Here is a 22,471-nt window from a genome sequence, read left to right as displayed (position 1 = left end):
CGCCGCGACGACCCGACGTACCGCGAAGAGAAGTGGACCCATGACGGAAACCGACAGCTGGATCAATCCGCTGCGCGATCCATCCGACCGACGGCTGCCCCGCATCGCGGGCCCCTCCGGCCTGGTGATCTTCGGTGTGACCGGTGACCTGTCCCGCAAGAAACTGATGCCCGCCGTCTACGACCTCGCCAACCGCGGGCTGCTGCCGCCGGGCTTCTCGCTCCTCGGCTTCGCCCGCCGCGACTGGGCCCACGAGGACTTCGCCCAAGTCGTGCACGACGCCGTCAAGGAGCACGCGCGCACCCCCTTCCGCGACGAGGTGTGGCAGGAGCTCGCGGCCGGCATGCGCTTCGTGCCCGGCGACTTCGGCGACGACGAGGCGTTCGAGAAGCTCCGTGTCACCGTGGAGGACCTGGACAGGGCCAGGGGGACGAGCGGCAACTTCGCCTTCTACCTCTCCGTACCGCCGAAGTTCTTCCCGCAGGTCGTACAGCAGCTGAAGAAGCACGGCCTGGCCGACCCTCCCGAGGGATCGTGGCGCCGGGCGGTCATCGAGAAGCCGTTCGGGCACGACCTGGCCAGCGCCCAGGAGCTCAACCGCGTGGTGCACGAGGTCTTCCCGCCCTCCCAGGTGTTCCGGATCGACCACTACCTGGGCAAGGAGACGGTCCAGAACATCCTGGCGCTGCGCTTCGCCAACACGATGTTCGAGCCGCTGTGGAACCGGTCGTTCGTCGACCACGTGCAGATCACGATGGCCGAGGACATCGGCATCGGAGGCCGGGCCGGGTACTACGACGGCATCGGCGCCGCCCGCGACGTCATCCAGAACCACCTGCTGCAACTCCTCGCGCTCACCACGATGGAGGAGCCCGCCGGGTTCGACGCCAAGGCACTCCTGCGGGAGAAGCTCAAGGTGCTGCAGGCCGTCCGGCTCCCGGACGACCTGGGCAGGCACACGGTGCGCGGCCAGTACGCGCACGGCTGGCAGGGCGGCGAGGAGGCGCTCGGCTACCTGGAGGAGGAGGGGATCGACCCCGAGTCCACCACCGACACCTACGCCGCCATCAAGCTGCAGATCGACAACCGCCGTTGGGCGGGGGTGCCCTTCTATCTGCGCACCGGCAAGCGGCTCGGGCGGCGGGTCACGGAGATCGCGGTGGTCTTCCAGCGCGCCCCGCACCTGCCCTTCAGCCGCACCGACACCCAGGAACTGGGGCAGAACGCCCTGGTCATCCGGGTTCAGCCGGACGAGGGCGTGACCGTGCGCTTCGGTTCGAAGGTGCCGGGCACCTCGATGGAGATCCGGGACGTGTCGATGGACTTCGCCTACGGCGAGTCCTTCACCGAGTCCAGCCCGGAGGCGTACGAGCGGCTCATCCTGGACGTGCTGCTCGGCGACGCGAACCTCTTCCCCCGCCCGCAGGAGGTCGAGGAGTCCTGGCGCATCCTCGACCCCGTCGAGCAGTACTGGGAGCAGCACGGCAAGCCCGAGCAGTACACCGCCGGGACCTGGGGTCCCGTCGCGGCGGACGAGATGCTCGCACGAGACGGCAGGAGCTGGCGCCGGCCATGAACATCGACCTCACCAACACCACCTCGGCGAAGATCAACTCAGCGCTGGTGCGCGCCCGCAGGAGCGTGGGCAGCCCGGCCGTCGGCATGGTGCTGACCCTCGTCATCGTCACCGACGAGGGCAACCACTACGACGCCCTCAAGTCCGCCTCGGACGCCTCGCGCGAGCACCCCTCGCGCATCCTGGTCGTCATCAAGCGGCCCGGACGCTCCCCGCGTGATCGCAAGGGCGCCCGCCTGGACGCGGAGGTGCGGGTCGGCGGCGAGACCGGCACCGGCGAGACCGTGCTGCTGCGGCTGCACGGCGAACTCGCCGACCACGCCCACAGCGTGGTGCTGCCGCTGCTGCTGCCCGACGCGCCCGTCGTCGTCTGGTGGCCGGTCGACGCCCCCGACCACCCGGCCGAGGACGCGCTCGGCGTGCTGGCGCAGCGCCGTATCACCGACGCCTACGCCGTGGAGCGGCCGTTGCAGGTGATCGACGCCCGCGCGGCCTCCTACGCGCCCGGCGACACCGACCTGTCCTGGACCCGGCTGACGCCCTGGAGGTCCATGCTGGCCGCCGCGCTCGACCAGGCCCGCGCCACGGTCACGTCCGCCGCGGTGGAGAGCGAGGCGGACAACCCCAGCGCCGAACTCCTCGCGCGCTGGCTCGGGAACCGCCTGCGGGTGCCGGTCGACCGGGTCGTCACCGACGGACCGGTGGTCACGGCCGTACGCCTGCGCACCGCCGACGGGGAGATCCACATCGACCGCCCCGAGGGCCCGCTGGCCACCCTGTCCATCCCCGGGCAGCCGAGCCGGCACCTGGCGCTGAAGGTGCGCACCACGGCCGAGCTCATCGCCGAGGAACTGCGCCGCCTCGACCCGGACGAGATGTACGCCTCGGCCCTGCGCCACACCGAGGACGCCGAGCCGCCGCGCCGCGCGAAGACCACCGCCCGCAGCACCACGAAGCGCGCGACCCCGGCGGCACCGGAGGCCGCCAAGTAGACCGACTGCCGCACGAGCACGCCGGGTGCCGTGCACACCGCAGCGAGCGCCAGCATCACGGCCGTGGTGAACAGCCAGCACACCACGACCGTCAGCGCCGACTGCGTATGTGCCCGCCACCCGGCGCGTCCGCTCCTGAAGGTGAACCGCGCGTGCAGTTCCGTGGCCAGCACGGTCGAGACCACCGTCACCAGCGCGTTGGCCACCGCGAAGTTCACCGGCCCGGACAGCAAAACCAGCGCCCACGAGGACGCCAGCCCCACACCCCCGCCGCACAGCGTGAAGCGGGCGAAGGCACCCGTCGTGCCCGGTGCGGAGCCGGAACCGGTGCCGGAAACGGGGACGGCGTCGGGGGCGGGGGCGGCGGGGTCGGACTTCGGGCGTCGGCCGCGGCGGATCCGGTTCCCGGTCATGGTGTCCATGACCGCAAGGCTGCCCTTCCCCGCTGACAGGGCGCTGACCGCGCGCTGACACGCCCCCGGCGCGCGCCTGTACGCCTGCCGGTGGGGCCGCCGGTACGCCCGTCTCAGGCGCCGTCGGCCAGCAGTCCGTGCAGCGCGGCCAGGGCGACGGCCTCGGCCTGTTCCTCGTCGAGCGGGGCGTGACCGGTCATCAGGCGGAAGACGAGCGGCCCGAAGAGCAGGTCGGTCGCCGTGCCCGCGGTGACCCCGGGCCTGGCCCTGCCCTCGGCGACGAGGCGGTCCCACAACTCGGCGACGGCCTCGCGGCGGCCCTGCAGGAAGTAGGCGCGGAAATAGGGTGCCCCGCCCGCGTCGGTGGCGCAGGCCGCCAGCAGTTGGCGGAAGACCCTGCCGCTGTCGCCGGCGAAGAACCCGCTGACGCGGCGCACCTGTTCGCGCAGATCGGTCACCGCGTCCCCGCTGTCGGGCAGCGGGATCGCGTCCGCCATCCGCCGGCCGAAGGCCTCGGCGGCGACGGCGGTGCGCGAGGGCCAGTGCTTGTAGATGGTCATCTTGCTGACGCCCGACCGGGCGCTGACCGCGTCGACCGTGGCCGCCGCCAGCCCGCCCTCGGCGAGCAGGTCGGCGGCCGCGGTCAGGACCGCCTCGCGCGCCCGGACGCTGCGCGGGTGCACCGAGGGGGCGGGGACGGCGGGGTGGGGGTGCGGTTCAGCCGGTGGCAGCGACATCGTCGTAGTCCGTACTGGTGGCCACCGAGCGCCACCGTTCCAGCTCGTCCGCCACCGAGCGCAGCTTGGCCTCGATCCGTTCGACGCTGTCCGGCCCCAACTGCAGGCGCAGCGGCGCCTTGTCGCTGCCCCCCAGGCCGACGATGACGCGGGCGGCCTTGACGGGGTCGCCGGGCTGGGCGTGGTTGTGCTCCGGGGCCGTGTCGCGTGTGCCGCCGGCCGTGGGCGCGTAGTCCTCGATCAGGTTCGCCTCGGTGTGCAGGCTGGAGCTGTCGAGGAAGTCCGTCCGGAAGCGGCCCGGTTCCACGATGGTCACCTGGATGCCCAGCGGTCCCACCTCGCCGGCGAGCGCCTCGGACAGGCCCTCCACGGCGAACTTCGTGGAGGCGTAGACGCCCCAGCCGGGCGAGCCGGTGAAGCCGCCGACGGAACTGATGTTGAAGATGTGGCCCGAGCGGCGGGCGCGCATCCCGGGCAGGGCCGCGCGCAGCACATTGAGGGTGCCGAACACATTGGTCTCGTAGACCGACTTGGCCGCCGTGTCCGAGACCTCCTCGACCGCGCCGAGCACGCCCCGGCCCGCGTTGTTGACCAGGACGTCGATGCCGCCGAAGCGGGTGGCCGCCGCCTCGACAGCGGCTCGCGCCTGGTCCTCGTCGGTGACGTCGAGCGGCAGCGCGAGGAGCGCGTCGCCCGCGTCGGGGAAGAGCGCCGCCACCGCCCGTGGATCGCGTGCGGTGGCCGCGACGACGTGTCCCGACTCCAGGGCGGCGCGGGTGATCTCCGCGCCGAGGCCACGGGAGGCTCCGGTGATGAACCAACTGCTCATGGTGGACCGCCCTTTCCGGCCGCGGGCGTCAGACGGCCGCGGTCAGTGCGTCGAACTGCGCGTCGGACAGCGTGAGTCCGGCCGCCGCGATGTTGTCCTCCAGGTGGCCCACGCTGGACGTGCCGGGGATCGGCAGCATGTTGGGCGAGCGCTTCAGCAGCCACGCGAGCGCCAGCTGGGAGGGGGAGGCGCCCTGGGCTGCGGCGATCCGCTCCAGGGGGCCGCCCGGCTTGGCGAGTTCGCCGGTGGCGAGCGGGAACCACGGGATGAAGGCCATGTCGTGCCGCTCGGCGTAAGCGAGCACGTCCTCGGCGGCGCGGTCGGCCAGGTTGAAGCGGTTCTGCACGGACACGATCCGCGCCGTCCGCGCGGCCTCGTCCATGTCGCCGGTGCTCACCTCACTGAGCCCGATGTGCCGGATCTTGCCCTCCTGCCGGAGCGCGGCGAGCTCGCCGACCTGGTCGGCGACGGGCACCTCGGGGTCGATGCGGTGCAGCTGGAGCAGGTCGATGCGCTCCACGGCGAGGTGGCGCAGGCTGAGCTCCACCTGCTGGCGCAGGTACGCGGGCCGGCCGACCGGGACCCACGCGCCCGGACCGGTCCGCACGAACCCGACCTTCGTGGCGATCACCAGGTCCTCGGGGTACGGGTGCAGCGCCTTGCGCAGCAGCAGGTCGGCGGTGAACGGCCCGTAGGCGTCCGCGGTGTCGATGAACGTGACCCCGAGCTCCACCGCGCGCCGCAGGACGCGCACGGCCTCGTCCGGGTCCCGGGGGTCGCCCCAGACCCCTTCGCCGGTGAGCTGCATGGTGCCGTACCCCAGGCGGTGCACCGGCAGGTCGCCGCCGATGGCGAAGGTGCCGGAATCGCGGGCGCTGGTGTCCGCGCTGATCGATGTCATGAGGAACCTCCTGTGCGAACTATACGTACAGTATGGATCCGTGCCCGTTGTTCCGCGACGCATCCCCGACGCATGTCTGACAACGGGGGGTTGACGTTGACAACGGGGGGTTGTCATCATGGCGGTATGGCCGACACCAAGGACCTTTCCGCGTACGAGCCCGCCTTCGACCGCATCAGGGAGGTGCGGGCGCAGGCCGTCCACCACGCCCGCCTCGCCAACCGCTTCGCCGCCGAACGGTGCGAGCTGATGCAAGGGCTCATCGATCAGGGCGTCTCCCAGTCCGACATCGCCCGTGCCCTCGGGGTGAGCCGCCAGGCCGTCCAGAAGATGCTGGCCGTCCCCGCCTCCTGAGGCCGCCCCGCCCCCCTCAGGCCCCGCGGGCGGCGGCGCCCGGGGACTTGAAGAAGAAGGTGGTCGGGCGCGGCACCCCCGCGGGGTCGGTCGCGTGGCCCGGCACGACGCCGTAGGGCGTCCAGCCCGCCGAGCGGTACAGGTGCTCGGCCGGGCTGCCGGTCTCCGTGTCGAGCAGGAGCAGGGTCGCGCCGCCGTCGGCCGCCGCCCGTTCGACGGCTTCGAGCAGCCTGCGGCCGAGACCCCGCCCGCGGGCCCTGCGATGCACCATGAGCTTCACGACCTCCGCGCGGTGCCGGCCGTTCGCCTTCTCCTCCCGGGCGAGACTCACCGTCCCGGTCACCCCCTCCGCGTCCCGGGCCGCCCACACCGCCAGCCGGCCGTCCGCGACGGCCGTGGCCCTGCCCCGCCACCACTCCAGCGCCTCGTCCTGGCCGAAGGGCGCGAGGAAGCCGAGCGAGGCGCCGCCGGCCACGGCGTCCGCCAGCAGCGCCGCCAGGCCGGGCGCGGCGTCCAGCAACTGCGCCGCGGAGAGCGGGGATATCGCGTCCATGGCGGTGGTCCCCTTCACGGGAGTACGACGACGACGGCGTAGCGGGCGGACTCCGGACCCGTGCAGCGGTAGCGCGAGGCGCCCCACAGACGGAAGCGGAGGCAGTCGCCGGGACCGAGTTCATGGGCGCGGTCCTGCACGGTGACCTCCAGGGCGCCCTCGCGCACCCACACGTGGTGCTCCAGGCCGGCCACCGGCGGGTGCTCGTACGCGATGTCGGCGCCGGGCCGCAGTACCCCCTCGACCACCTCGGCGCGCAGTCCGGGGTGCGGCGGCGACACGGAGCGGCGCACGAACCCGGTGGGGCCGTCGGTCCACACCTGCTGCTCCGCGGCGCGCACCAGTTGCGCGGGCTCGCTCTCGACCTCGGCCAGCAGCCGGGACATCGTGCGTTCGTACGCCGCGCCGAGCCGGCCGAGGAGTGCGGCGGTGGGGCTGATCTCGCCGCGTTCGAGCCGGGAGAGCGTCGAACGGCTGATGCCGGTGCGCGCGGCGAGCTCCTCCAGCGACCAGCCCCGTTCCGCCCGCAGTCCGGCGAGGCGGGCGGCGAGCCGGGCGTCGACGGAGTCGGGATCCATGTCTCTCATATGCGGGAATCTATCCCGGATGCGGGACGGGCAGCAGATGGGCGTGCGGAGCAGGCTGCCGGATCGCTCGGCAGGCGCGCCCCCGCACGGTCGGCGACAATCGCCGACAGTGGCCGGTGGACCGCGGGACGAGAGGACGGACGCCATGGATCAGATGCCTGCCGCGATGCGGCACATCAGTGACCGCGAGAAGGAGCTGTCCCGCGGGGCGAGCATCTACCACGACACCCCCGTGCGGCACACGATGGAGTTCACCTGGCAGCAGCCGGACGGCGCGGGTCACGCGGTGCTGGCCGTCATGGGCTGCAGCGGGGTGATCCCGATCCCGATGGCCGGTCAGGACATCGCCGTGCACGACCGCGACGTGCGGGTCGTCTCGGTGCACACGACGTACACGCGCACCCCCGACGAGGGCACCCCCATGCTCCGCACCAGGGTGTTCATCGCCCCGGGCGCCTGATGCGCGGGCCGTCCACGGCCGTCCACCGCCGTCTCTGCCGTCCGCCGCCGTCGGCCCGCCACCCGCCGGTCAGTGCTCCGGGCGGGGGAAGCCCATGGGGGTGTTGTACGGGGTGATGACCTGGATGGGCGAGGGCCACGCGTGCGCGGCGCCCGGCAGCGCGCGGTGCGCCTGCATGACGATCTGGCAGGCGTGCCGCATGTCCTGGCGCAGGTCGTGGTGGAGCACCGCCGACAGGCGGCCCTCGCGCAGCAGCCGTGTGTTGTCGTGGTCGAGGTCGTGCGCGACGAACACCCGGCAGTCCCGGCCGAGGGCGTCGAAGGCCTCCACCGTGGCGACGTTGCCGCCGCCGATCGAGTAGACCGCGCGGATCTCCGGGTCGCGGCGCAGTGCGCCGAGCACCAGTTCCCGCAGCGTGTCGTCCAGTCCGTCGCTGTCGGTGATCTCCACCAGCGCGCGCTGCGGCCGCAGGGACCGCAGCGTCGCGCGGAACCCCATCTCGCGCTCCTCCTCGCCCCGGAAGAAGCCGCGGCTGATGGTCACCAGCACATTGCCGGGCCGGTCGCCCAGCCACTGCCCGATCAGGTAGGCGGCGGTGGCGCCCGCCGCCCGGTTGTCGATGCCGACGTACGCCAGCCGCCCGCTCGCCGGGAGGTCCGTCACCAGCGTCACCACCGGGATGCCGGCCGCCACGAGCCGGCCGACGGCGGCCGTCACCTCGGGTACGTCCGGCGCCTTGAGCAGCACGCCCTGCGAGCCGCGCCCGGCGATCCGGTCCAGGACGGCGACCAGTGCCGCGACCGGCCCCGACTCCCGGAAGTGGAACCGCGAGCGCATCACCGCGGGCCGCAGGGACGGCAGTTCGGCCTCGAGTGCGCCGCGCACCGCCGTGGAGAAGCGCTCCGGGGCCTGCATCACGATGTCGATCATGAAAGTGCGGCCGCCCAGGCGAATCTGCGCGTGCTGCCGCCGCAGGTCGGCGACGGCCTGGTGGACCTCGCGCGCCGTGCTCTCGCGCACCCCGCCGCGGCCGTTGAGGACGCGGTCGACGGTGGCCTCGCTGAGACCCGCCTGACGGGCGATCTCGCGGATCGGGAAGGGGTGGCCCATGGGTTGGTTCCTGAGGGGTTTTTGATGGGTTGCTGCGGTTGATTGACGGACTGCCGTTCCTAGACTGACAGGAAATCCCCGCCCGTCGAAAGGACCCCCGATGTCCTTCACGTCCCTCACCGCCGCGGGACCGCGCAGGTGGCTGTCCGAGGACGACTGCGACCTCGACGCCCTGCGCGCGCTGACCGAGCAGGCCACCGATCCGCGCGACCACCCGCACGCCGAGGCCGTCGAGCACGGCGTCCCGCTGTACGACAGCGTGCGGCTGCTCGCCCTGGCGGCCACGCCGGACGGCCGCCGCGAGGCCCAGGCCGAGCTGGCGCGGGCCCTGATGGACGGCCCCGGGATCGTCGTGCTCCGCGGGGCCTTCCCGGACGCGGACGTCCTCGACCGGGCCACCGAGGCCTTCGAGGGCCTCATCCGCGAGCAGCGCGCCGCGGGCACCGGCGCCGGCGACCACTTCGCCCCGCCCGGCGCCAACGACCGGGTCTGGAACGCCATGGAGAAGCTGGCCGTGGCCGCCCCCGCGGTCTTCGCCGCGTACTACGCCAACGAGGCCGTCGCCCTGGCCGCCACCGCCTGGCTCGGCCCGGACCACCAGATCACCTCGCAGATCAACGTGGTGAACCCCGGCGGCGCCGCGCAGACCGTGCACCGCGACTACCACCTCGGTTTCCTGTCCGGCGAGGTCGCCGCCCGGTTCCCCGCGCACGTTCACCGACTGTCGCCCGTCCTGACCCTCCAGGGCGCCGTCGCGCACTGCGACATGCCCGTCGAGAGCGGGCCCACCCTCTACCTGCCGCACTCCCAGAAGTACGAGCCCGGCTACCTGGCCTGGCGGCTGCCGGAGTTCCGGGCGTACTTCGAGGAGCGGCACGTCCAACTGCCCCTGGCCAAGGGCGACGCGGTCTTCTTCAACCCCGCGCTGTTCCACGCCGCCGGCCACAACCGCTCCGCGGACATCCGGCGGATGGCCAACCTGCTCCAGATCTCCTCCGCCTTCGGGCGGGCCATGGAGAGCGTCGACCGCGAGGCCATGACGAACGCCGTGTACCCGGAGCTGCTGCGGATGAAGGCCGCGGGCGCTCCCGCCGCCGCGCTCGACACGGTGATCGCGGCGTGCGCCGAGGGCTACCCCTTCCCCACGAATCTCGACCGGGATCCGCCGGTGGACGGCCTGGCCCCGCCCTCGCAGGCCGACACGGTGCGCCGCGCGCTCGGCGAGGACTGGAGCCCGGACACCCTGCGCGCCGCACTGCGGGCGGCCGCCGAACGCCGTACGAGCCGATAGGGGGGACCGCATGGGACTGCTGCAGGACAGGATCGTCCTGATCAACGGGGGCAGCCAGGGCATCGGCGCCGCCGTCGCCCGGGCCGCCGCCCGCGAGGGCGCCGTCGTCACCGTCACCGGACGCCGCCCCGGACCGGGGGAGGCACTGGCGGCCGAACTGGCCGCCGCCGGTGCCAAGGCCGCGTACCTGCGCTGCGACCTGGCCGACCCCGGCCAGGCGCGCGGCGCCGTGGAGGCCGTCGTGGGCGCCCACGGCCGGATCGACTGCCTGGTCAACGCCGCGGGGCTGACCTCGCGCGGCACCCTGCTCGACACCACGCCGGAGCTCTTCGACGCGCATGTCGCGGTCAACCTGCGCGGACCGTTCTTCGCGATGCAGGCCGCCGTCGCCGACATGGTCGCCCGCTCGGCGCCCGGCACGATCGTCAACGTGATCTCCTCCTCCGCCCACGGCGGGCAGCCCTTCCTCGCCCCCTATGCGGCGGCCAAGGCGGGCCTGGCCGGTCTCACCCGCAACGCGGCGCACGCCCACCGCTGGGACCGCGTCCGGATCAACGGGCTCAACATCGGCTGGACCGACACCGAGGGCGAGGACGCCACCCAGCGCGCCTTCCACGGCGCGGGCGACGACTGGCGCGAGGAGGCCGGCCGCCGGCTCCCGATGGGCAGGCTCGGACAGGCCGACGAGATCGCCGACTTCGTCGTGCTGCTGCTGTCCGACCGCAGCGGCGTGGTCACCGGCTCGGTCCTGGACTGGGACCAGAACGTCCTCGGCGGCCTGGACTGACCCGCGCTGCCCCCGCCCCCACCCGCAACCCAAGGAGCAACCACCCATGCGCATCGGCCTGATGGGCCTCGGCCGGATCGGGGCCCTCCACGCGGAGACCCTGGCCGCGCTGCCCGTCGTGGAGTCCCTCGTCGTCACCGACCCGGTCGCCGCCGCGGCCGAGGCCGCCGCCGACCGGTACGGCGCCGAGGTGGCCGCCTCGCCGGAGGACGTGCTCGCCTCGGGCGTCGACGGAATCGTCGTCGCCGCCGCGACGGACGCCCACCCCCGGCTCATCCTCGCCGCGGTCGAGGCGGGGGTGCCCGTCTTCTGCGAGAAGCCGGTCGCCCGGACGATCGAGGAGAGCGTCGAGGTGCTGCGCGCCGTCCGGGACAGCGGCGTCCCCGTGCAGATCGGCTACAACCGGCGCTTCGACGCGGGCTTCGCCGCCGCCCGGGAGGCCGTCGCCGCCGGTGAGCTCGGCCTCCTGCACACCGTCCGCTCCACCACCCTCGACCCCGAGCCGCCGCCCGCCGCCTACGTGGCCGTCTCCGGTGGCATCTTCCGCGACTGCTCGGTCCACGACTTCGACATCGTGCGCTGGGTGACCGGCCGTGAGGTCACCGAGGTGTACGCGGCGGGCGGCAACCGCGGCGCCGACCACATCGCCGCCGCCGGCGACGCCGACACCGCGGCGGCCGTACTCACGCTCGACGACGGCACGCTCGTCCTGATCTCCAACAGCCGCCACAACCCGCGCGGTTACGACGTCCGGATGGAGCTGCACGGCACCAAGGACAGCATCGCGGTGGGCCTGGAGGACGGGCTGCCGCTGCGCTCCGTCGAACCGGGCGCCCGCTTCCCCGCCGGACCGCCGCACCACTTCTTCATGGACCGCTTCCGCGCCGCCTACCAGGCCGAGCTCGCCGCTTTCACCGAGGTGGTGGCAGGGCTCCGGCCGTCGCCGTGTAGCGTCGCGGACGCGGTCGAGGCGGGCTGGATCGCCGAAGCCTGCACGCTGTCACTGCGCGACCGCCGACCCGTACGGATGGAAGAGGTACGTACCGCATGAGCACCGAACCCCTGCGCATCGGAGTGCTCGGCGCCGCCCGCATCGCCGGGCGCGCCATCGTCGACCCCGCCCGCATCACCGGCCACCGCCTGGTCGCCGTCGCCGCCCGCGACCGCGGCCGCGCCGAGGAGTACGCCGCCGCCCACGGCGTCGAGCGCGTCCACGACTCCTACGCCGACCTGCTCGCCGACCCGGAGATCGAGGCGGTCTACAACCCGCTCGCCAACGGCCTGCACGGGCCGTGGAACCTGGCCGCCATCGCGGCGGGCAAGCACGTCCTGACCGAGAAGCCCTCCGCCAGCAATCTGGAGGAGGCCATCGAGGTCCGGGACGCCGTCGCCAAGGCGGGCGTCGCCTTCATGGAGGCGTTCCACAACCTCTACCACCCGGTCGTCCGCCGCCTGCACGAGCTGCTGGAGAGCGGTGAGCTCGGCGAGCTGCGGCAGGTCGAGGCCACGGTGAACATCCCCGCGCCGCCGGACTCCGACCCCCGCTGGTCGCTGGAGCTGGCCGGCGGAGCGATGATGGACCTCGGCTGCTACGCCCTGCACGCACACCGCGCCCTCGCCCCGTGGGGCGGCGGCGCGCCGCGGGTGGCGGGCGCCCGCGGCGGCGAGCACGCCGGCATGCCCGGCGTGGACGAGTGGCTGGAGGCCGATCTGGTCTTCCCCGGCGGCGCCACCGGCACGGCGCGCTGCAACATGGCGTCGGACACGGAGGACCTGAGCCTGCGCGTCGTCGGCAGCCGGGGCGAGGCGACCGCGGTCAACTTCGTCCTTCCGCACCTCGACGACCGGCTGCTCGTCCGGACGCCGGACGGCGAGCGGGTGGAGGAGCTGGGCCGGCGCACCTCGTACACGTACCAGCTGGAGGCCTTCGCCGATCTGGTGCGCAACGGCACGCGGGTCCCCACCGATGCCGACGACGCGGTGGAGTCGATGCGGCTGATCGACGACGCCTACCGCGCGGCGGGCTTCGCGCCGCGCCCGCGCACCGTCGTCACACCACCAGCGGCTGGTCCGTCGGCGTGATCGGCGCCGGCAGACAGGTCGCACCGCGCAGCGCTCGGTCCACGGCCGCCGCCGCGGAGCGGCCCTCGGCGATCGCCCAGACGATCAGCGACTGACCGCGCCCGGCGTCGCCCGCGACCCAGACCTTCTCCACCGTGGTGGCGAAGGCGGCGTCGCGGGCGATCCGGCCGCGGGCGTCGAGTCCCAGGCCGAGCTGCGGGACGACGCCCTCGGTGTGCTCGGGGCCCGAGAAACCCAGGGCGAGCAGCACCAGTTGGGCCGGGACGACCCGTTCGGTGCCGACCCGCGGCCGCCGCCCGGCGGGCTCCACGCCGACGAGGTGCAGGGAGGCGACCTGCCCGTCGTCGTCCCCCTCGAAGCAGAACGTGGAGGCGGAGAAGACCCGGATGTCGCCCTGCGGGCCGGGCAGCGGGACGCAGCCGTGCTCGGCGGTGTCCCAGTGCTCGCGGCGGCCCAGCAGCCGGGCCTCCTCGTGCGCGGGGGAGATCCGGAAGACCCGGGGGTACACCGGCCATGGCTCGTGCTCGGGGCGGTCCCAGCCCGGCAGGGGATTGATGTCCAGCTGGACGACGGAGGCGGCGTGCTGACGCAGCACGGTCCCCAGGCAGTCCGCGCCGGTGTCGCCGCCGCCGACGATCACCACGTCCTTGCCCTGCGCGCTGATCGGGGACGAGGCGAGATCACCCTCGCACACCCGGTTGGCCAGCGTCAGGTAGTCCATGGCCTGATGGATTCCGGTCAACTCCCTCCCCGACACGGGTAGTTCCCGCCAGGCGCGGGCGCCCACCGCGAGCAGCACCGCGTCGTGCTCGGCGATCACCCGGTGCGCGTCGAGGTCCCCGCCGACCTCGGTGCCGGTGCGGAAGCGGGTGCCCTCGGCCCGCATCTGGCGCAGCCGCCGGTCCAGGTGGTGCTTCTCCATCTTGAACTCCGGTATCCCGTACCGGAGCAGGCCGCCCAGCCGGTCGTCCCGCTCGTACACCGTGACCGTGTGCCCGGCCCGGGTGAGCTGCTGCGCGGCGGCCAGCCCCGCGGGCCCCGAGCCGACCACCGCCACGGTGCGGCCGGTGTGCCGCTCCGGGGGGAGGGGGACGGCGAGGCCCTCGGCCCAGGCCCGGTCGGCGATCGCCACCTCCACGTTCTTGATCGTGACGGGGTCGGCGTTGATCGTGAGGACGCAGGCGCTCTCGCAGGGGGCGGGGCAGAGCCGCCCCGTGAACTCGGGGAAGTTGTTGGTGGCGTGCAATCGATCGGACGCCGCCACCCAGTCCTCGCGGAAGACCAGGTCGTTCCAGTCGGGGATCATGTTCCCGAGCGGACAGGCGGCGTGGCAGAACGGGATGCCGCAGTCCATGCACCGGCCCGCCTGCGCGGAGACGATCGGCAGCAGGCCCTGGCCCGTGTACACCTCCTGCCAGTCCTGCACCCGCTCGTCCACCGGGCGCCGTTCGGGAGTACGGCGAGGGGTGGTGAGAAAGCCCTTGGGGTCCGCCATGGCCGCCTCCGGCGCGCCTGCGTGACGATCATGAAGAGCACGGTGGCCGCGTCCCCCGGCGAACTGCACCGTCTGGCCACCATACGTCCGCTTCGTGCGGATTTCGATGGCGTGGGGGACGCGGCCGGCGCGCGGACCGTGGCGGGAGGGGTCAGGCGGCGGCCCCCACCTCCGCGGCCCGCGGGTTGATCAGCACGATGTCGCAGGTCGCGCGGCGCATCAGCTCCTGTCCCGCGCTCGCGTCCATCAGCGCGGAGAGCCCGCCGTGCGTCGGGGCGCCGATCACGATGGCGCGCGCCCCCGTCGCCTCGGCGTGCTCGGCGATGAGCCGCCCGACCTCGCCGTGTCCGGTGGCGTGCCGCAGGACGTGCCCGACCGCGGGGACGCCCTGCGCGGTGAGCCGGTCGAGGTGCTCGCGCACCGCGGTGCGGGCGGACTCCAGACCCTCGCCCTCGGCGGCCGACTCCCCGGAGACGGCCGCCTCCTCGGCGTGGACGACGTACACGGTGCGGCCGTTGATCGTCGCCAGCCGGCCGGCGGCCTCGGCGACCCGCTCGGCGTGGGGGGAGCCGTCGACGGCGGCGACGATCGCGCCCTTGGCGGCATCGCTCGCCACGGCCGCGGCGTGCTCGACCGGGAGCAGCGACGGCGCGGTGGCGTCGGCCGCGTCCGGTGCGGAGGCCGCCTCCGGCGCGACCTGCTCGGCCTGGAGCCGTTCGGCCTGACCCAGCAGGCCGTGCGCCGTGGAGAGGATGACGATGCCCAGCACCAGGGCGCCCGCGCCGATGTAGAACGGCACGTGGATGTTGAAGGCCTCCACCAGCTTGCCCGCGGCGAAGGGGGCCAGGCCGCCGCCGATGAAGCGGACGAAGCCGTACGCGGCCGAGGCGACGCTGCGGTCCACCGGCGACACGGTCATCACGGCCTGGGTGGTCACCGTGTTGTTGACGCCGATGAAGACGCCGGCGACGATCACGCAGACGATCAGGACGGTCCGGTTGTTCGTCCAGATCGCGATGGCCAGCACGGTCAGGGCGAACAGCGCCAGGTTGGCGTACAGCGTCCTGGCGATGCCGAGGCGGGCCTGCAGCCGCGGCGCGCCGAAGACGGCGAAGAGCGCGACCAGGGCGCCCCAGCCGGTGAAGACCAGGCCGAGCTGGATGGCGCCGAGCCCCATCGGGAACGGGGCGTAGCCGAGCACGGTGAAGAACGCCCAGTTGTAGCAGAGCGCGGTCAGCGACAGCGTCAGCAGACCGCGGTGGCGCAGCGCCTTGAGCGGCTCGCTCAGCCCGGTCCTGCGGGCCGGCAGTGGCATCGGCTCGACGAGCACCACGGTGGCGATCAGCGCGATGGACATCAGCACCGCGACCCCGAAGAACGGTCCGCGCCAGCTCACTTCACCCAGCATGCCGCCGAGCAGCGGGCCCACCGCGATGCCGACGCCCAGCGCGGTCTCGTAGAGGATGATCGCGCCGACGAAGCCGCCGCTCGCCGACGCGACGATCACCGCGAGGGAGGTGGCGATGAAGAGCGCGTTGCCGACGCCCCAGCCGGCCCGGAAGCCGACGATGCCGCCGATGCTCCCCGACGCACCGGCCAGCGCGGCGAACACCACGATCAGGGCGAGGCCCGCGATCAGCGTCTTCTTGGCCCCCACCCGGCTGGAGACCCAGCCGGTGATCAGCATGGCGACCGCGGTGACCACCAGATAACTGGTGAACAGCAGCGTCACCTGGCTGGGGGAGGCGTCCAGTTGGCTTGATATCGCGGGCAGGATCGGGTCGACGAGGCCGATCCCCATGAACGAGACCACACAGGCGAAGGCGACCGCGAAGACGGCCTTCGGCTGTTTGAACGGATTCACGGAACTGGACGATTGCGCGTGCGCCGTCATGTAGGTGCTCCGATGTCGAACGGATTCCTGATCAATCGGTGGAGCGCTGGGCGGTGGGCGAGCCGGCCGGGGGACCCAGCCGGGTGAGGGCCTCGATGGCCGGCAGCGCGGCGCTCAGCGCCGCCCGCTCGTCCGCGCTCAGATGCTCCAGCAACTCCCCGAGGCGCTCGGCCCGTACCGCACGGCGCCGGGCGATCGCGGCCCGGCCGGCGTCGGTGATGTGGACGAGGACGACCCGGCCGTCCGCCGGGTCGGCCGCGCGCTCCGCCAGTCCCGCTTCCTGGAGCCGCGAGACCACCTGTGTCATCGCGGGCTGGGTGACCCCCTCCAGGGCCGCCAGCTCGGTCAGCCGGAAGGGCCCGGACTGCTCCAGGGTCGACAGCGTCGCCACCGTGGTGAGGGACAGCTCGCTCGGCTGGGTGAGCCTGCGCAGCATGCGGTACAGCCGCTCCAGGGCCCTGGCCGCGTCGACCGCCTCGGCGTGGGCCGCGTCGTCGGAAAGATGCATAAGGAATTTATATCACTTGCTTATGTATCACGGCAGGGGGCGTCCGCGGCGGGGCGTCCCGCCGCGTTCCGGCAGTACCCGCGGGCATGCGGAAGCCCCCGTGCGCGCCGGGGCGCACGGGGGCTTCGCAGGGGTGGTGCTACAGCCCGTACCGCTCGCGGGCCTCCTCGACGGCCTCGCGCTTGACCTCGCCGCGCGCGGCCAGCGCCGCGAGCGCCGCCACGACGACCGACTGCGGGTCGACGCCGAAGTGACGCCGGGCCGCCTCGCGGGTGTCGGAGAGGCCGAAACCGTCGGTGCCGAGGGAGTACCAGTCCTGCGGCACCCACTGGCTGATCTGGTCCGGGACCGCGCGCATCCAGTCGCTCACCGCGAGCACCGGACCGGGGGCACCCTCCAGGACCCGGGCGACGTGCGGCAGCGGCGGTTCCTCACCGCGCAGCCGGGCCGCGTCGTACGCCAGACCGCCGCGGCGCAGCTCGGTCCACGAGGTGGCCGACCAGACGTCCGCCGCCACGCCCCACTCGGCGGCCAGCAGCCGCTGTGCCTCCAGCACCCAGTGGACCGCGGTGCCCGACGCGAGCAGTTGCAGGCGCGGCGCGTCACCGGCCAGCCCCGCGGTGCCCGCCTCGCGGAAGCGGTACAGGCCGGCCACGATGTCCTCCTCGACGCCGGGGGCGTCGGGCATCGGCGGCTGCGTCTTGGTCTCGTTGTAGACCGTGAGGTAGTAGAAGACGTTCTCGGCGTCCGGCCCGAACATGCGCCGCAGGCCGTCGCGGACGATCACGCCCAGCTCGTACGCGAACGCCGGGTCGTAGGCGACCGCCGCCGGATTGGTGGAGGCGATCAGGTGGGAGTGGCCGTCCGCGTGCTGCAGGCCCTCGCCGGTCATGGTGGTGCGCCCGGCGGTCGCGCCGACCAGGAAGCCGCGGCCGAGCTGGTCGCCCAGGGCCCACATCTGGTCGGCGGTGCGCTGCCAGCCGAACATCGAGTAGAAGATGTACAGCGGGATCATCGGCTCGCCGTGCGTGGCGTACGCGGTGGCCGCGGCCGTGAACTCGGCCATCGAACCGGCCTCGGTGATCCCCTCGTTGAGGACCTGGCCGTCCTTGGCCTCCTTGTAGTACATCAGCATGTCCCGGTCGACCGGGTCGTAGGTCTGGCCGAGCGGCGAGTAGATGCCCGCGCTCGGGAAGAGCGACTCCATGCCGAACGTGCGCGCCTCGTCGGGGACGATCGGCACCCAGCGGCGGCCGGTCTCCTTGTCCCGCATCAGGTCCTTCACCAGCCGGACCAGGGCCATGGTGGTGGCGATCTCCTGCGCGCCGGAGCCCTTGTTCAGTGCCTCGAAGGCCTTGGCCGGCGGCTCGGGCAGGGCCACGGGGTGCACGGTGCGGGCCGGGGCCGGGCCGCCGAGGGCGGCGCGGCGCTCCTGGAGGTAGCGCACCTCGGGCGAGTTCGCGCCCGGGTGGACGTAGGGCACCAGGTCCGTGTCGAGGGAGCTGTCCGGGATCGGCAGCTCCAGCAGGTCCCGCATCGCGCGGAACTGCTCGCCGGACAGCTTCTTCATCTGATGGTTGGCGTTGCGCGACTCGAAGCCGGGACCGAGCGTCCACCCCTTCACCGTCTGCGCCAGGATCACGGTGGGCGCGCCCTTGTGCTCGACCGCGGCACGGTAGGCCGCGTACACCTTGCGCGGCTCGTGGCCGCCGCGGGAGGTGTGGAAGCACTCGGCGATCTTCGCGTCGGTCAGCAGGCGGGCCATCTCCACCAGCGCCGGGTCGGCGCCGAAGAAGTGGTCGCGGATGTACGCGGCGTCGCGGGTGGCGTACGTCTGGAACTGGCCGTCCGGTACCTCGCGCAGCCGCCGCACCAGGGCGCCGGTGGTGTCGAGCGCGAACAACTCGTCCCAGGCGGAGCCCCACAGCGACTTGACGACGTTCCAGCCGGCCGCGCGGAACTGGGCCTCCAGTTCCTGCACGATCTTGAAGTTGGCGCGCACCGGGCCGTCGAGCCGCTGGAGATTGCAGTTGATGACGAAGGTGAGGTTGTCCAGTCCCTCACGGCCGGCGAGCGCCAGGGCCGCGGTCGACTCGGGCTCGTCCATCTCGCCGTCACCGAGGAACGCCCACACGTGGGAGGCCGAGGTGTCCTTGATGCCGCGGTGGTGCAGGTAGCGGTTGAAGCGCGCCTGGTGGATGGCGCTCAGCGGGCCGAGCCCCATGGAGACGGTGGGGAACTCCCACAGCCACGGCAGCCGGCGCGGGTGCGGGTACGAGGGCAGGCCGTTGCCGCCCGCCTCCTGGCGGAAGCGGTCGAGGTCGGCCTCGGTGAGCCGGCCGTCGAGGAAGGCGCGGGCGTAGATCCCGGGGGAGGCGTGGCCCTGGATGTAGAGCTGGTCGCCGGAGGCCGGCCGCGAGTCGCCGGACAGTGCGGAGCCCAGTGCCTGCTTGCCGTGGAAGAAGTGGTTGAAGCCCGTCTCGTACAGCCAGGCCGCCGAGGCGAAGGTGGCGATGTGGCCGCCGAGGCCGAGGCGGCTGCCGCGGGTGACCATCGCCGCCGCGTTCCACCGGTTCCAGCCGGCGATGCGGCGCTCCATCTCCTCGTCGCCCGGCAGCTCCGGCTCGGCGGCGGTCGCGATGGTGTTGACGTACGCCGTCTCCAGGGGACTGGGCACGTCGAGCCCCTGGGCCCGGGCGTGGTCCAGCGTCCGCCGCATCAGGTAGGCGGCGCGGTGGGGACCGGCGGCATGGCTGACCGCGTCCAGGGAGGCGGCCCACTCGCCGGTCTCCTCGGGGTCAAGGTCGGGCAGGTGAGCGGGTGTGCTCGGCGTGGCGTCGGTCATCGGTGACCGCCTTCCAGGTGGTTCGGGGCGGGGCCGCCTTCAGCATAGTTCTGATCGATGATCGATCAAATAGATGTGACGCGTGTCACGGAAGTATGCACCCGGAGGAACGCGCCCAGCGGTGACTCAGGTGCGTGGCGCGCACCCGAGCACGTGTTCCTTCACCAGCTCGCCCACCCGCGGGTCGCCGCGCCGGAAGACCTCGACGACCGCCTGGTGCTCCTCGGCGTACGACTGCTGCCGGGTCCCCAGCCAGCGGATCGACAGCGCCGTCCAGATCTCGATGCCCAGCGACTCCCAGGTGTGCAGCAGCACGCTGTTGCCGGACGCGCGCACCAGCTCCCGGTGGAAGGCGACCGTGTGCCGCACCTGGGCCTGTCCGTCCCCGTCCCGGTCGGCGGCGTACAGCAGGGCGACCTCGGCCTCCAGGGCCGACAGGTCCGACCGCAGCCGGGGCGCCGCCAGTTCGGCGGCGATCTGCTCCAGGCCGGCCCGCACCGGGTAGATCTCCTCCAGGTCGGCCGCCGTCAGATTGCGCACCCGTACGCCCTTGTTCGGCGCCGACTCGATGAGCCGCATGACCTCCAGCTCGCGCAGCGCCTCGCGCACCGGCGTCTGGCTGACCTCCAGCTCGACCGCGATCCCGCGCTCGACGATCCGCTCGCCCGGCTTCCAGCGCCCGCTGACGATGCCCTCCACGATGTACTCGCGGATCTGCTCGCGCAGCGAGTGGACGACGGGGGGCGCCATGCGGACTCCTCGGAAACGACGGCGGATGCGGCAACTGCCTAGACGATACGGCGGCCACCCCGTCCGGCGCCGTTTTCCGCGGCGCGGGCCGCTACGCGGGGGAGTAGACGACGGTCACCGGCGCGTGGTCCGACCAGCGCTCGGGATGGGTGGCCGCGCGCTCGACGCGGGCCGTCGTGGCACGGGCGGCGAGGCCGCGGGTGGCCACGTGCAGGTCGATGCGCCAGCCGGTGTCGTTGTCGAAGGCCCGGCCGCGGTACGACCACCACGTGTAGGGCCCGTCGCCCTCGGGGTGGAGCCGGCGGACGACGTCGGTCCAGCCGCCCTGGTCGTACAGCCGGGACAGCCAGGCGCGCTCCTCCGGCAGGAAGCCGGCCTTCTTCTGGTTGGCACGCCAGTTGCGCAGGTCGCGCTCGGCGTGCGCGATGTTCCAGTCACCGCAGACCAGTGCCTCGCGGCCGCCGGCGGCGCTCTTCTCGCGGAGTGTGGCCAGGTGGCCCAGGAACTCCTCCATGAAGCGTTCCTTCTCCGCCTGCCGCTCGGTGCCGACCTCGCCGGAGGGCAGGTAGAGGCTGGCGACCGTGATCCCGGGCAGGTCGATCTCGGCGTAGCGGCCGGAGCCGTCGAACTCCTGGGAGCCGAAGCCGATCCGCACCGCCTCGGGCTCCTGCCGCGAGTACACCGAGACCCCGGCGCGCCCCTTGGCCGCGGCGGGGGCGTGCACCACGTGCCAGCCCTGCGGCGCGCGCACCTCCTCCGGCAGCTGGCCGGGCTCCGCGCGTACCTCCTGGAGGCACACCACGTCGGCGGAGGTGGCCTCCAGCCAGGGCAGGAACCCCTTCGTGGCCGCGGCGCGCAGCCCGTTCACATTCACGGTCGTCACGGTGAGCATGACGGGGACGATACCCGGCGGCGGGGTCGCTCCCGACGGGTACGTTCCGTACGCACGTACGATATGCGGGTGCAGATCCGGAAGAGGCGCTACGACCACCCCGACGCCGTACTGCTGACCGCGCAGGTCCAGCAGGAGTACGTGGAGCGCTACGGCGACCCCGACGCGACCCCGGTGGACGTCGCGCATTTCGACGCCCCGTACGGCCGGTTCCTGCTCGGCTACCTCGACGGCGCGCCCGTGGCGACCGGCGGCTGGCGGGCCCAGGACGCCTCCCCGGACGGTTTCGAGGACGGCGACGCCGAACTCAAGCGCATGTATGTCGTCCCGCAGGCCCGAGGCAAGGGCCTGGCCCGGCAGATGCTCGCGGAACTGGAGCGCGACGCGGCCGCCGCAGGCCGTACCCGCATGGTGCTGGAGACCGGCCTGATGCAGCCCGAGGCGATCGCCCTCTACACCTCCAGCGGCTACACGCCGGTCACCAAGTTCGGTCACTACAGGGACAGTCCGCTCAGCGTGTGCCTCGGCAAGTCGCTGCTCGCCATCGGCCCGGCCTCGGCCACCAGCACGCTGCCCGCGTAGCCTGGGGGCATGATCGAGGACAGCGGGACCGCCCGCCTCGCGGCGGGCAAGTACCTCCTCGTCACCACCTACCGCCGGGACGGCCGCACCGTGCCGACCCCGGTGTGGGTGGTGCGCGACGGCGACGCCCTGGGTGCGTGGACGGCCGCCGACTCCGGCAAGGTCAAGCGGATCCGCAACCGGGCCGACGTCCTGGTCGGTCCCTGCGACGTGCGCGGCAGGCCGACGGGGGATCAGGTGCCCGCCCGCGCCGAGATCCTGGGGGCGCAGGACGCCGACCGCTACCGATCCCTGGTCGCGCGCAAGTACGGGCTGATGGGCCGGCTCACCCTCTGGGGCAGCCGGCTGCGCCGGGGCCGCGAGGGCACGGTGGGTGTGCGGATCACCCTCGCGTGAGCGCTCGGTCCGCTCCGTCCGCCCGGTCCGGCGTGTGCACGGTCAGCGTCTGCCGCGACTGCTGCTGCGGTACCGAGAAGGTCCCAGGCGTCGACCACGCGGCGCAGTTGGCCGGGTTGGAGGGAGCGCTCGACGGGGTGTGCCGGGTGCGGGTCACCGACTGCCTCGACGTGTGCGAGCAGGCCAATGTCGTGGTGGTCCAGCCGTCGCCCCGGGGGCGTGCGGCGGGTGGCCGTCCCGTCTGGCTCGGCCTCGTCAACGACCCCGGCGCCGTGGAGGACATCACGGCCTGGGTGCGCGCCGGGGGCCCGGGTCTCGCGGAGCCGCCGGCGGTGCTGGAGCTGTACGCCATCAGGCCGCCGACCCGCCAGGGCGACGGCTGACGCGGCCCTCGCGGCGAACGGAAGGGCCGCACGGGCGGCGTTGCCCGTACGGCC

General features: G+C 73.3%; 24 protein-coding genes. 12 read left to right on the top strand and 12 right to left on the bottom strand.

What is annotated here, in order from left to right; translation table 11 throughout:
- Positions 1 to 40 precede the first annotated feature (40 nt).
- The 3 genes from zwf to ACFYXS_RS13590 are packed head-to-tail and all read left to right on the top strand — an operon-like array spanning position 41 to position 3,039.
- Complete coding sequence (gene zwf, locus ACFYXS_RS13600) at positions 41 to 1,576, top strand: glucose-6-phosphate dehydrogenase (protein ID WP_389247351.1); 1,536 nt, start codon at positions 41 to 43, stop codon at positions 1,574 to 1,576.
- The gene (gene opcA / locus ACFYXS_RS13595) at positions 1,573 to 2,568 is read left to right on the top strand and encodes a glucose-6-phosphate dehydrogenase assembly protein OpcA (RefSeq protein WP_389247348.1); all 996 of its coding nucleotides are present in this window, start codon (positions 1,573 to 1,575) and stop codon (positions 2,566 to 2,568) included. The genes zwf and opcA overlap by 4 nt, the downstream gene beginning before the upstream one ends.
- 30 nt (positions 2,569 to 2,598) lie before the next feature.
- Complete coding sequence (locus ACFYXS_RS13590) at positions 2,599 to 3,039, top strand: hypothetical protein (protein WP_389247346.1); 441 nt, start codon at positions 2,599 to 2,601, stop codon at positions 3,037 to 3,039.
- Between the two features lie 55 nt (positions 3,040 to 3,094).
- Here ACFYXS_RS13590 and ACFYXS_RS13585 read toward each other — a convergent pair whose 3' ends face one another.
- From ACFYXS_RS13585 to ACFYXS_RS13575, 3 genes are read right to left on the bottom strand one after another with little or no spacing between them, the layout of a single operon-like run.
- Positions 3,095 to 3,718, bottom strand: a complete 624-nt coding sequence (locus ACFYXS_RS13585; RefSeq protein ID WP_389247342.1) for a TetR/AcrR family transcriptional regulator — start codon at positions 3,716 to 3,718, stop codon at positions 3,095 to 3,097.
- Positions 3,699 to 4,547 (bottom strand): oxidoreductase, encoded by an 849-nt coding sequence (locus ACFYXS_RS13580; protein ID WP_389247339.1) that lies wholly within the window; start codon positions 4,545 to 4,547, stop codon positions 3,699 to 3,701. The genes ACFYXS_RS13585 and ACFYXS_RS13580 overlap by 20 nt, the downstream gene beginning before the upstream one ends.
- Positions 4,548 to 4,575: 28 nt before the next feature.
- The gene (locus ACFYXS_RS13575; protein WP_389247336.1) at positions 4,576 to 5,448 is read right to left on the bottom strand and encodes an aldo/keto reductase; all 873 of its coding nucleotides are present in this window, start codon (positions 5,446 to 5,448) and stop codon (positions 4,576 to 4,578) included.
- 126 nt (positions 5,449 to 5,574) lie between these two features.
- On the opposite strand from ACFYXS_RS13575, the gene ACFYXS_RS13570 reads away from it, so the two are divergent.
- Positions 5,575 to 5,802, top strand: a complete 228-nt coding sequence (locus ACFYXS_RS13570; protein ID WP_389247334.1) for a helix-turn-helix domain-containing protein — start codon at positions 5,575 to 5,577, stop codon at positions 5,800 to 5,802.
- Between the two features lie 16 nt (positions 5,803 to 5,818).
- Here ACFYXS_RS13570 and ACFYXS_RS13565 read toward each other — a convergent pair whose 3' ends face one another.
- Positions 5,819 to 6,355, bottom strand: a complete 537-nt coding sequence (locus tag ACFYXS_RS13565; protein ID WP_389247330.1) for a GNAT family N-acetyltransferase — start codon at positions 6,353 to 6,355, stop codon at positions 5,819 to 5,821.
- 14 nt (positions 6,356 to 6,369) lie between these two features.
- Complete coding sequence (locus ACFYXS_RS13560; protein WP_389247328.1) at positions 6,370 to 6,942, bottom strand: helix-turn-helix domain-containing protein; 573 nt, start codon at positions 6,940 to 6,942, stop codon at positions 6,370 to 6,372.
- Between the two features lie 145 nt (positions 6,943 to 7,087).
- Here ACFYXS_RS13560 and ACFYXS_RS13555 point away from each other — a divergent pair, with 145 nt between their 5' ends.
- On the top strand, positions 7,088 to 7,402 hold the full coding sequence (locus ACFYXS_RS13555) for a hypothetical protein (RefSeq protein WP_389247326.1): 315 nt from the start codon (positions 7,088 to 7,090) through the stop codon (positions 7,400 to 7,402).
- A gap of 69 nt (positions 7,403 to 7,471) precedes the next feature.
- Here the strand turns inward: ACFYXS_RS13555 and ACFYXS_RS13550 are convergent, their stop codons facing one another.
- A complete protein-coding gene (locus tag ACFYXS_RS13550) occupies positions 7,472 to 8,512 on the bottom strand; it encodes a LacI family DNA-binding transcriptional regulator (protein WP_389247322.1) in 1,041 nt (346 codons plus the stop codon).
- Between the two features lie 100 nt (positions 8,513 to 8,612).
- Here ACFYXS_RS13550 and ACFYXS_RS13545 point away from each other — a divergent pair, with 100 nt between their 5' ends.
- Genes ACFYXS_RS13545 through ACFYXS_RS13530 form a run of 4 tightly spaced genes read left to right on the top strand, consistent with a single transcriptional unit; the run spans position 8,613 to position 12,672 of the window.
- Positions 8,613 to 9,803 carry a phytanoyl-CoA dioxygenase family protein gene (locus ACFYXS_RS13545; protein ID WP_389247319.1) on the top strand — a complete coding sequence of 397 codons (1,191 nt, stop codon included), beginning with the start codon at positions 8,613 to 8,615 and terminating at the stop codon, positions 9,801 to 9,803.
- Positions 9,804 to 9,813: 10 nt separating this feature from the next.
- Positions 9,814 to 10,590: an SDR family oxidoreductase gene (locus ACFYXS_RS13540; RefSeq protein WP_389247317.1), complete on the top strand. Its 777-nt coding sequence runs from the start codon at positions 9,814 to 9,816 to the stop codon at positions 10,588 to 10,590.
- Between the two features lie 46 nt (positions 10,591 to 10,636).
- On the top strand, positions 10,637 to 11,641 hold the full coding sequence (locus ACFYXS_RS13535; RefSeq protein WP_389247315.1) for a Gfo/Idh/MocA family oxidoreductase: 1,005 nt from the start codon (positions 10,637 to 10,639) through the stop codon (positions 11,639 to 11,641).
- Positions 11,638 to 12,672: a Gfo/Idh/MocA family protein gene (locus ACFYXS_RS13530; RefSeq protein ID WP_389247313.1), complete on the top strand. Its 1,035-nt coding sequence runs from the start codon at positions 11,638 to 11,640 to the stop codon at positions 12,670 to 12,672. Before ACFYXS_RS13535 ends, ACFYXS_RS13530 begins: the two co-directional genes overlap by 4 nt.
- Here ACFYXS_RS13530 and ACFYXS_RS13525 read toward each other — a convergent pair.
- From ACFYXS_RS13525 to ACFYXS_RS13500, 6 genes are all read right to left on the bottom strand, one after another.
- Entirely contained in the window at positions 12,641 to 14,167 is a 1,527-nt protein-coding gene (locus ACFYXS_RS13525; RefSeq protein ID WP_389247311.1) for a glutamate synthase subunit beta, read from the bottom strand. The genes ACFYXS_RS13530 and ACFYXS_RS13525 overlap by 32 nt on opposite strands.
- Positions 14,168 to 14,318: 151 nt before the next feature.
- Positions 14,319 to 16,061, bottom strand: a complete 1,743-nt coding sequence (locus ACFYXS_RS13520) for an MFS transporter (RefSeq protein ID WP_389247308.1) — start codon at positions 16,059 to 16,061, stop codon at positions 14,319 to 14,321.
- Between the two features lie 31 nt (positions 16,062 to 16,092).
- Entirely contained in the window at positions 16,093 to 16,569 is a 477-nt protein-coding gene (locus ACFYXS_RS13515) for a MarR family winged helix-turn-helix transcriptional regulator (protein ID WP_389247305.1), read from the bottom strand.
- A 139-nt stretch (positions 16,570 to 16,708) separates the two neighbouring features.
- Positions 16,709 to 19,414 (bottom strand): pyruvate dehydrogenase (acetyl-transferring), homodimeric type, encoded by a 2,706-nt coding sequence (gene aceE / locus ACFYXS_RS13510; RefSeq protein WP_389247302.1) that lies wholly within the window; start codon positions 19,412 to 19,414, stop codon positions 16,709 to 16,711.
- Between the two features lie 126 nt (positions 19,415 to 19,540).
- On the bottom strand, positions 19,541 to 20,164 hold the full coding sequence (locus ACFYXS_RS13505; RefSeq protein ID WP_389247300.1) for a GntR family transcriptional regulator: 624 nt from the start codon (positions 20,162 to 20,164) through the stop codon (positions 19,541 to 19,543).
- A gap of 91 nt (positions 20,165 to 20,255) precedes the next feature.
- Complete coding sequence (locus tag ACFYXS_RS13500; protein ID WP_389247297.1) at positions 20,256 to 21,056, bottom strand: exodeoxyribonuclease III; 801 nt, start codon at positions 21,054 to 21,056, stop codon at positions 20,256 to 20,258.
- Between the two features lie 69 nt (positions 21,057 to 21,125).
- On the opposite strand from ACFYXS_RS13500, the gene ACFYXS_RS13495 reads away from it, so the two are divergent.
- Genes ACFYXS_RS13495 through ACFYXS_RS13485 form a run of 3 tightly spaced genes read left to right on the top strand, consistent with a single transcriptional unit; the run spans position 21,126 to position 22,417 of the window.
- Positions 21,126 to 21,638 (top strand): GNAT family N-acetyltransferase, encoded by a 513-nt coding sequence (locus tag ACFYXS_RS13495; protein ID WP_389247295.1) that lies wholly within the window; start codon positions 21,126 to 21,128, stop codon positions 21,636 to 21,638.
- A gap of 9 nt (positions 21,639 to 21,647) precedes the next feature.
- Entirely contained in the window at positions 21,648 to 22,034 is a 387-nt protein-coding gene (locus tag ACFYXS_RS13490) for a PPOX class F420-dependent oxidoreductase (RefSeq protein WP_389247293.1), read from the top strand.
- On the top strand, positions 22,031 to 22,417 hold the full coding sequence (locus tag ACFYXS_RS13485) for a (2Fe-2S) ferredoxin domain-containing protein (RefSeq protein WP_389247290.1): 387 nt from the start codon (positions 22,031 to 22,033) through the stop codon (positions 22,415 to 22,417). Before ACFYXS_RS13490 ends, ACFYXS_RS13485 begins: the two co-directional genes overlap by 4 nt.
- Positions 22,418 to 22,471 lie beyond the last annotated feature (54 nt).

The organism is Streptomyces sp. NPDC002574 (assembly GCF_042889545.1).
Lineage (GTDB): Bacteria > Actinomycetota > Actinomycetes > Streptomycetales > Streptomycetaceae > Actinacidiphila.
Note: the sequence above shows the minus strand (reverse complement) of the source record. Positions and strands in the feature narration are given on the sequence as shown.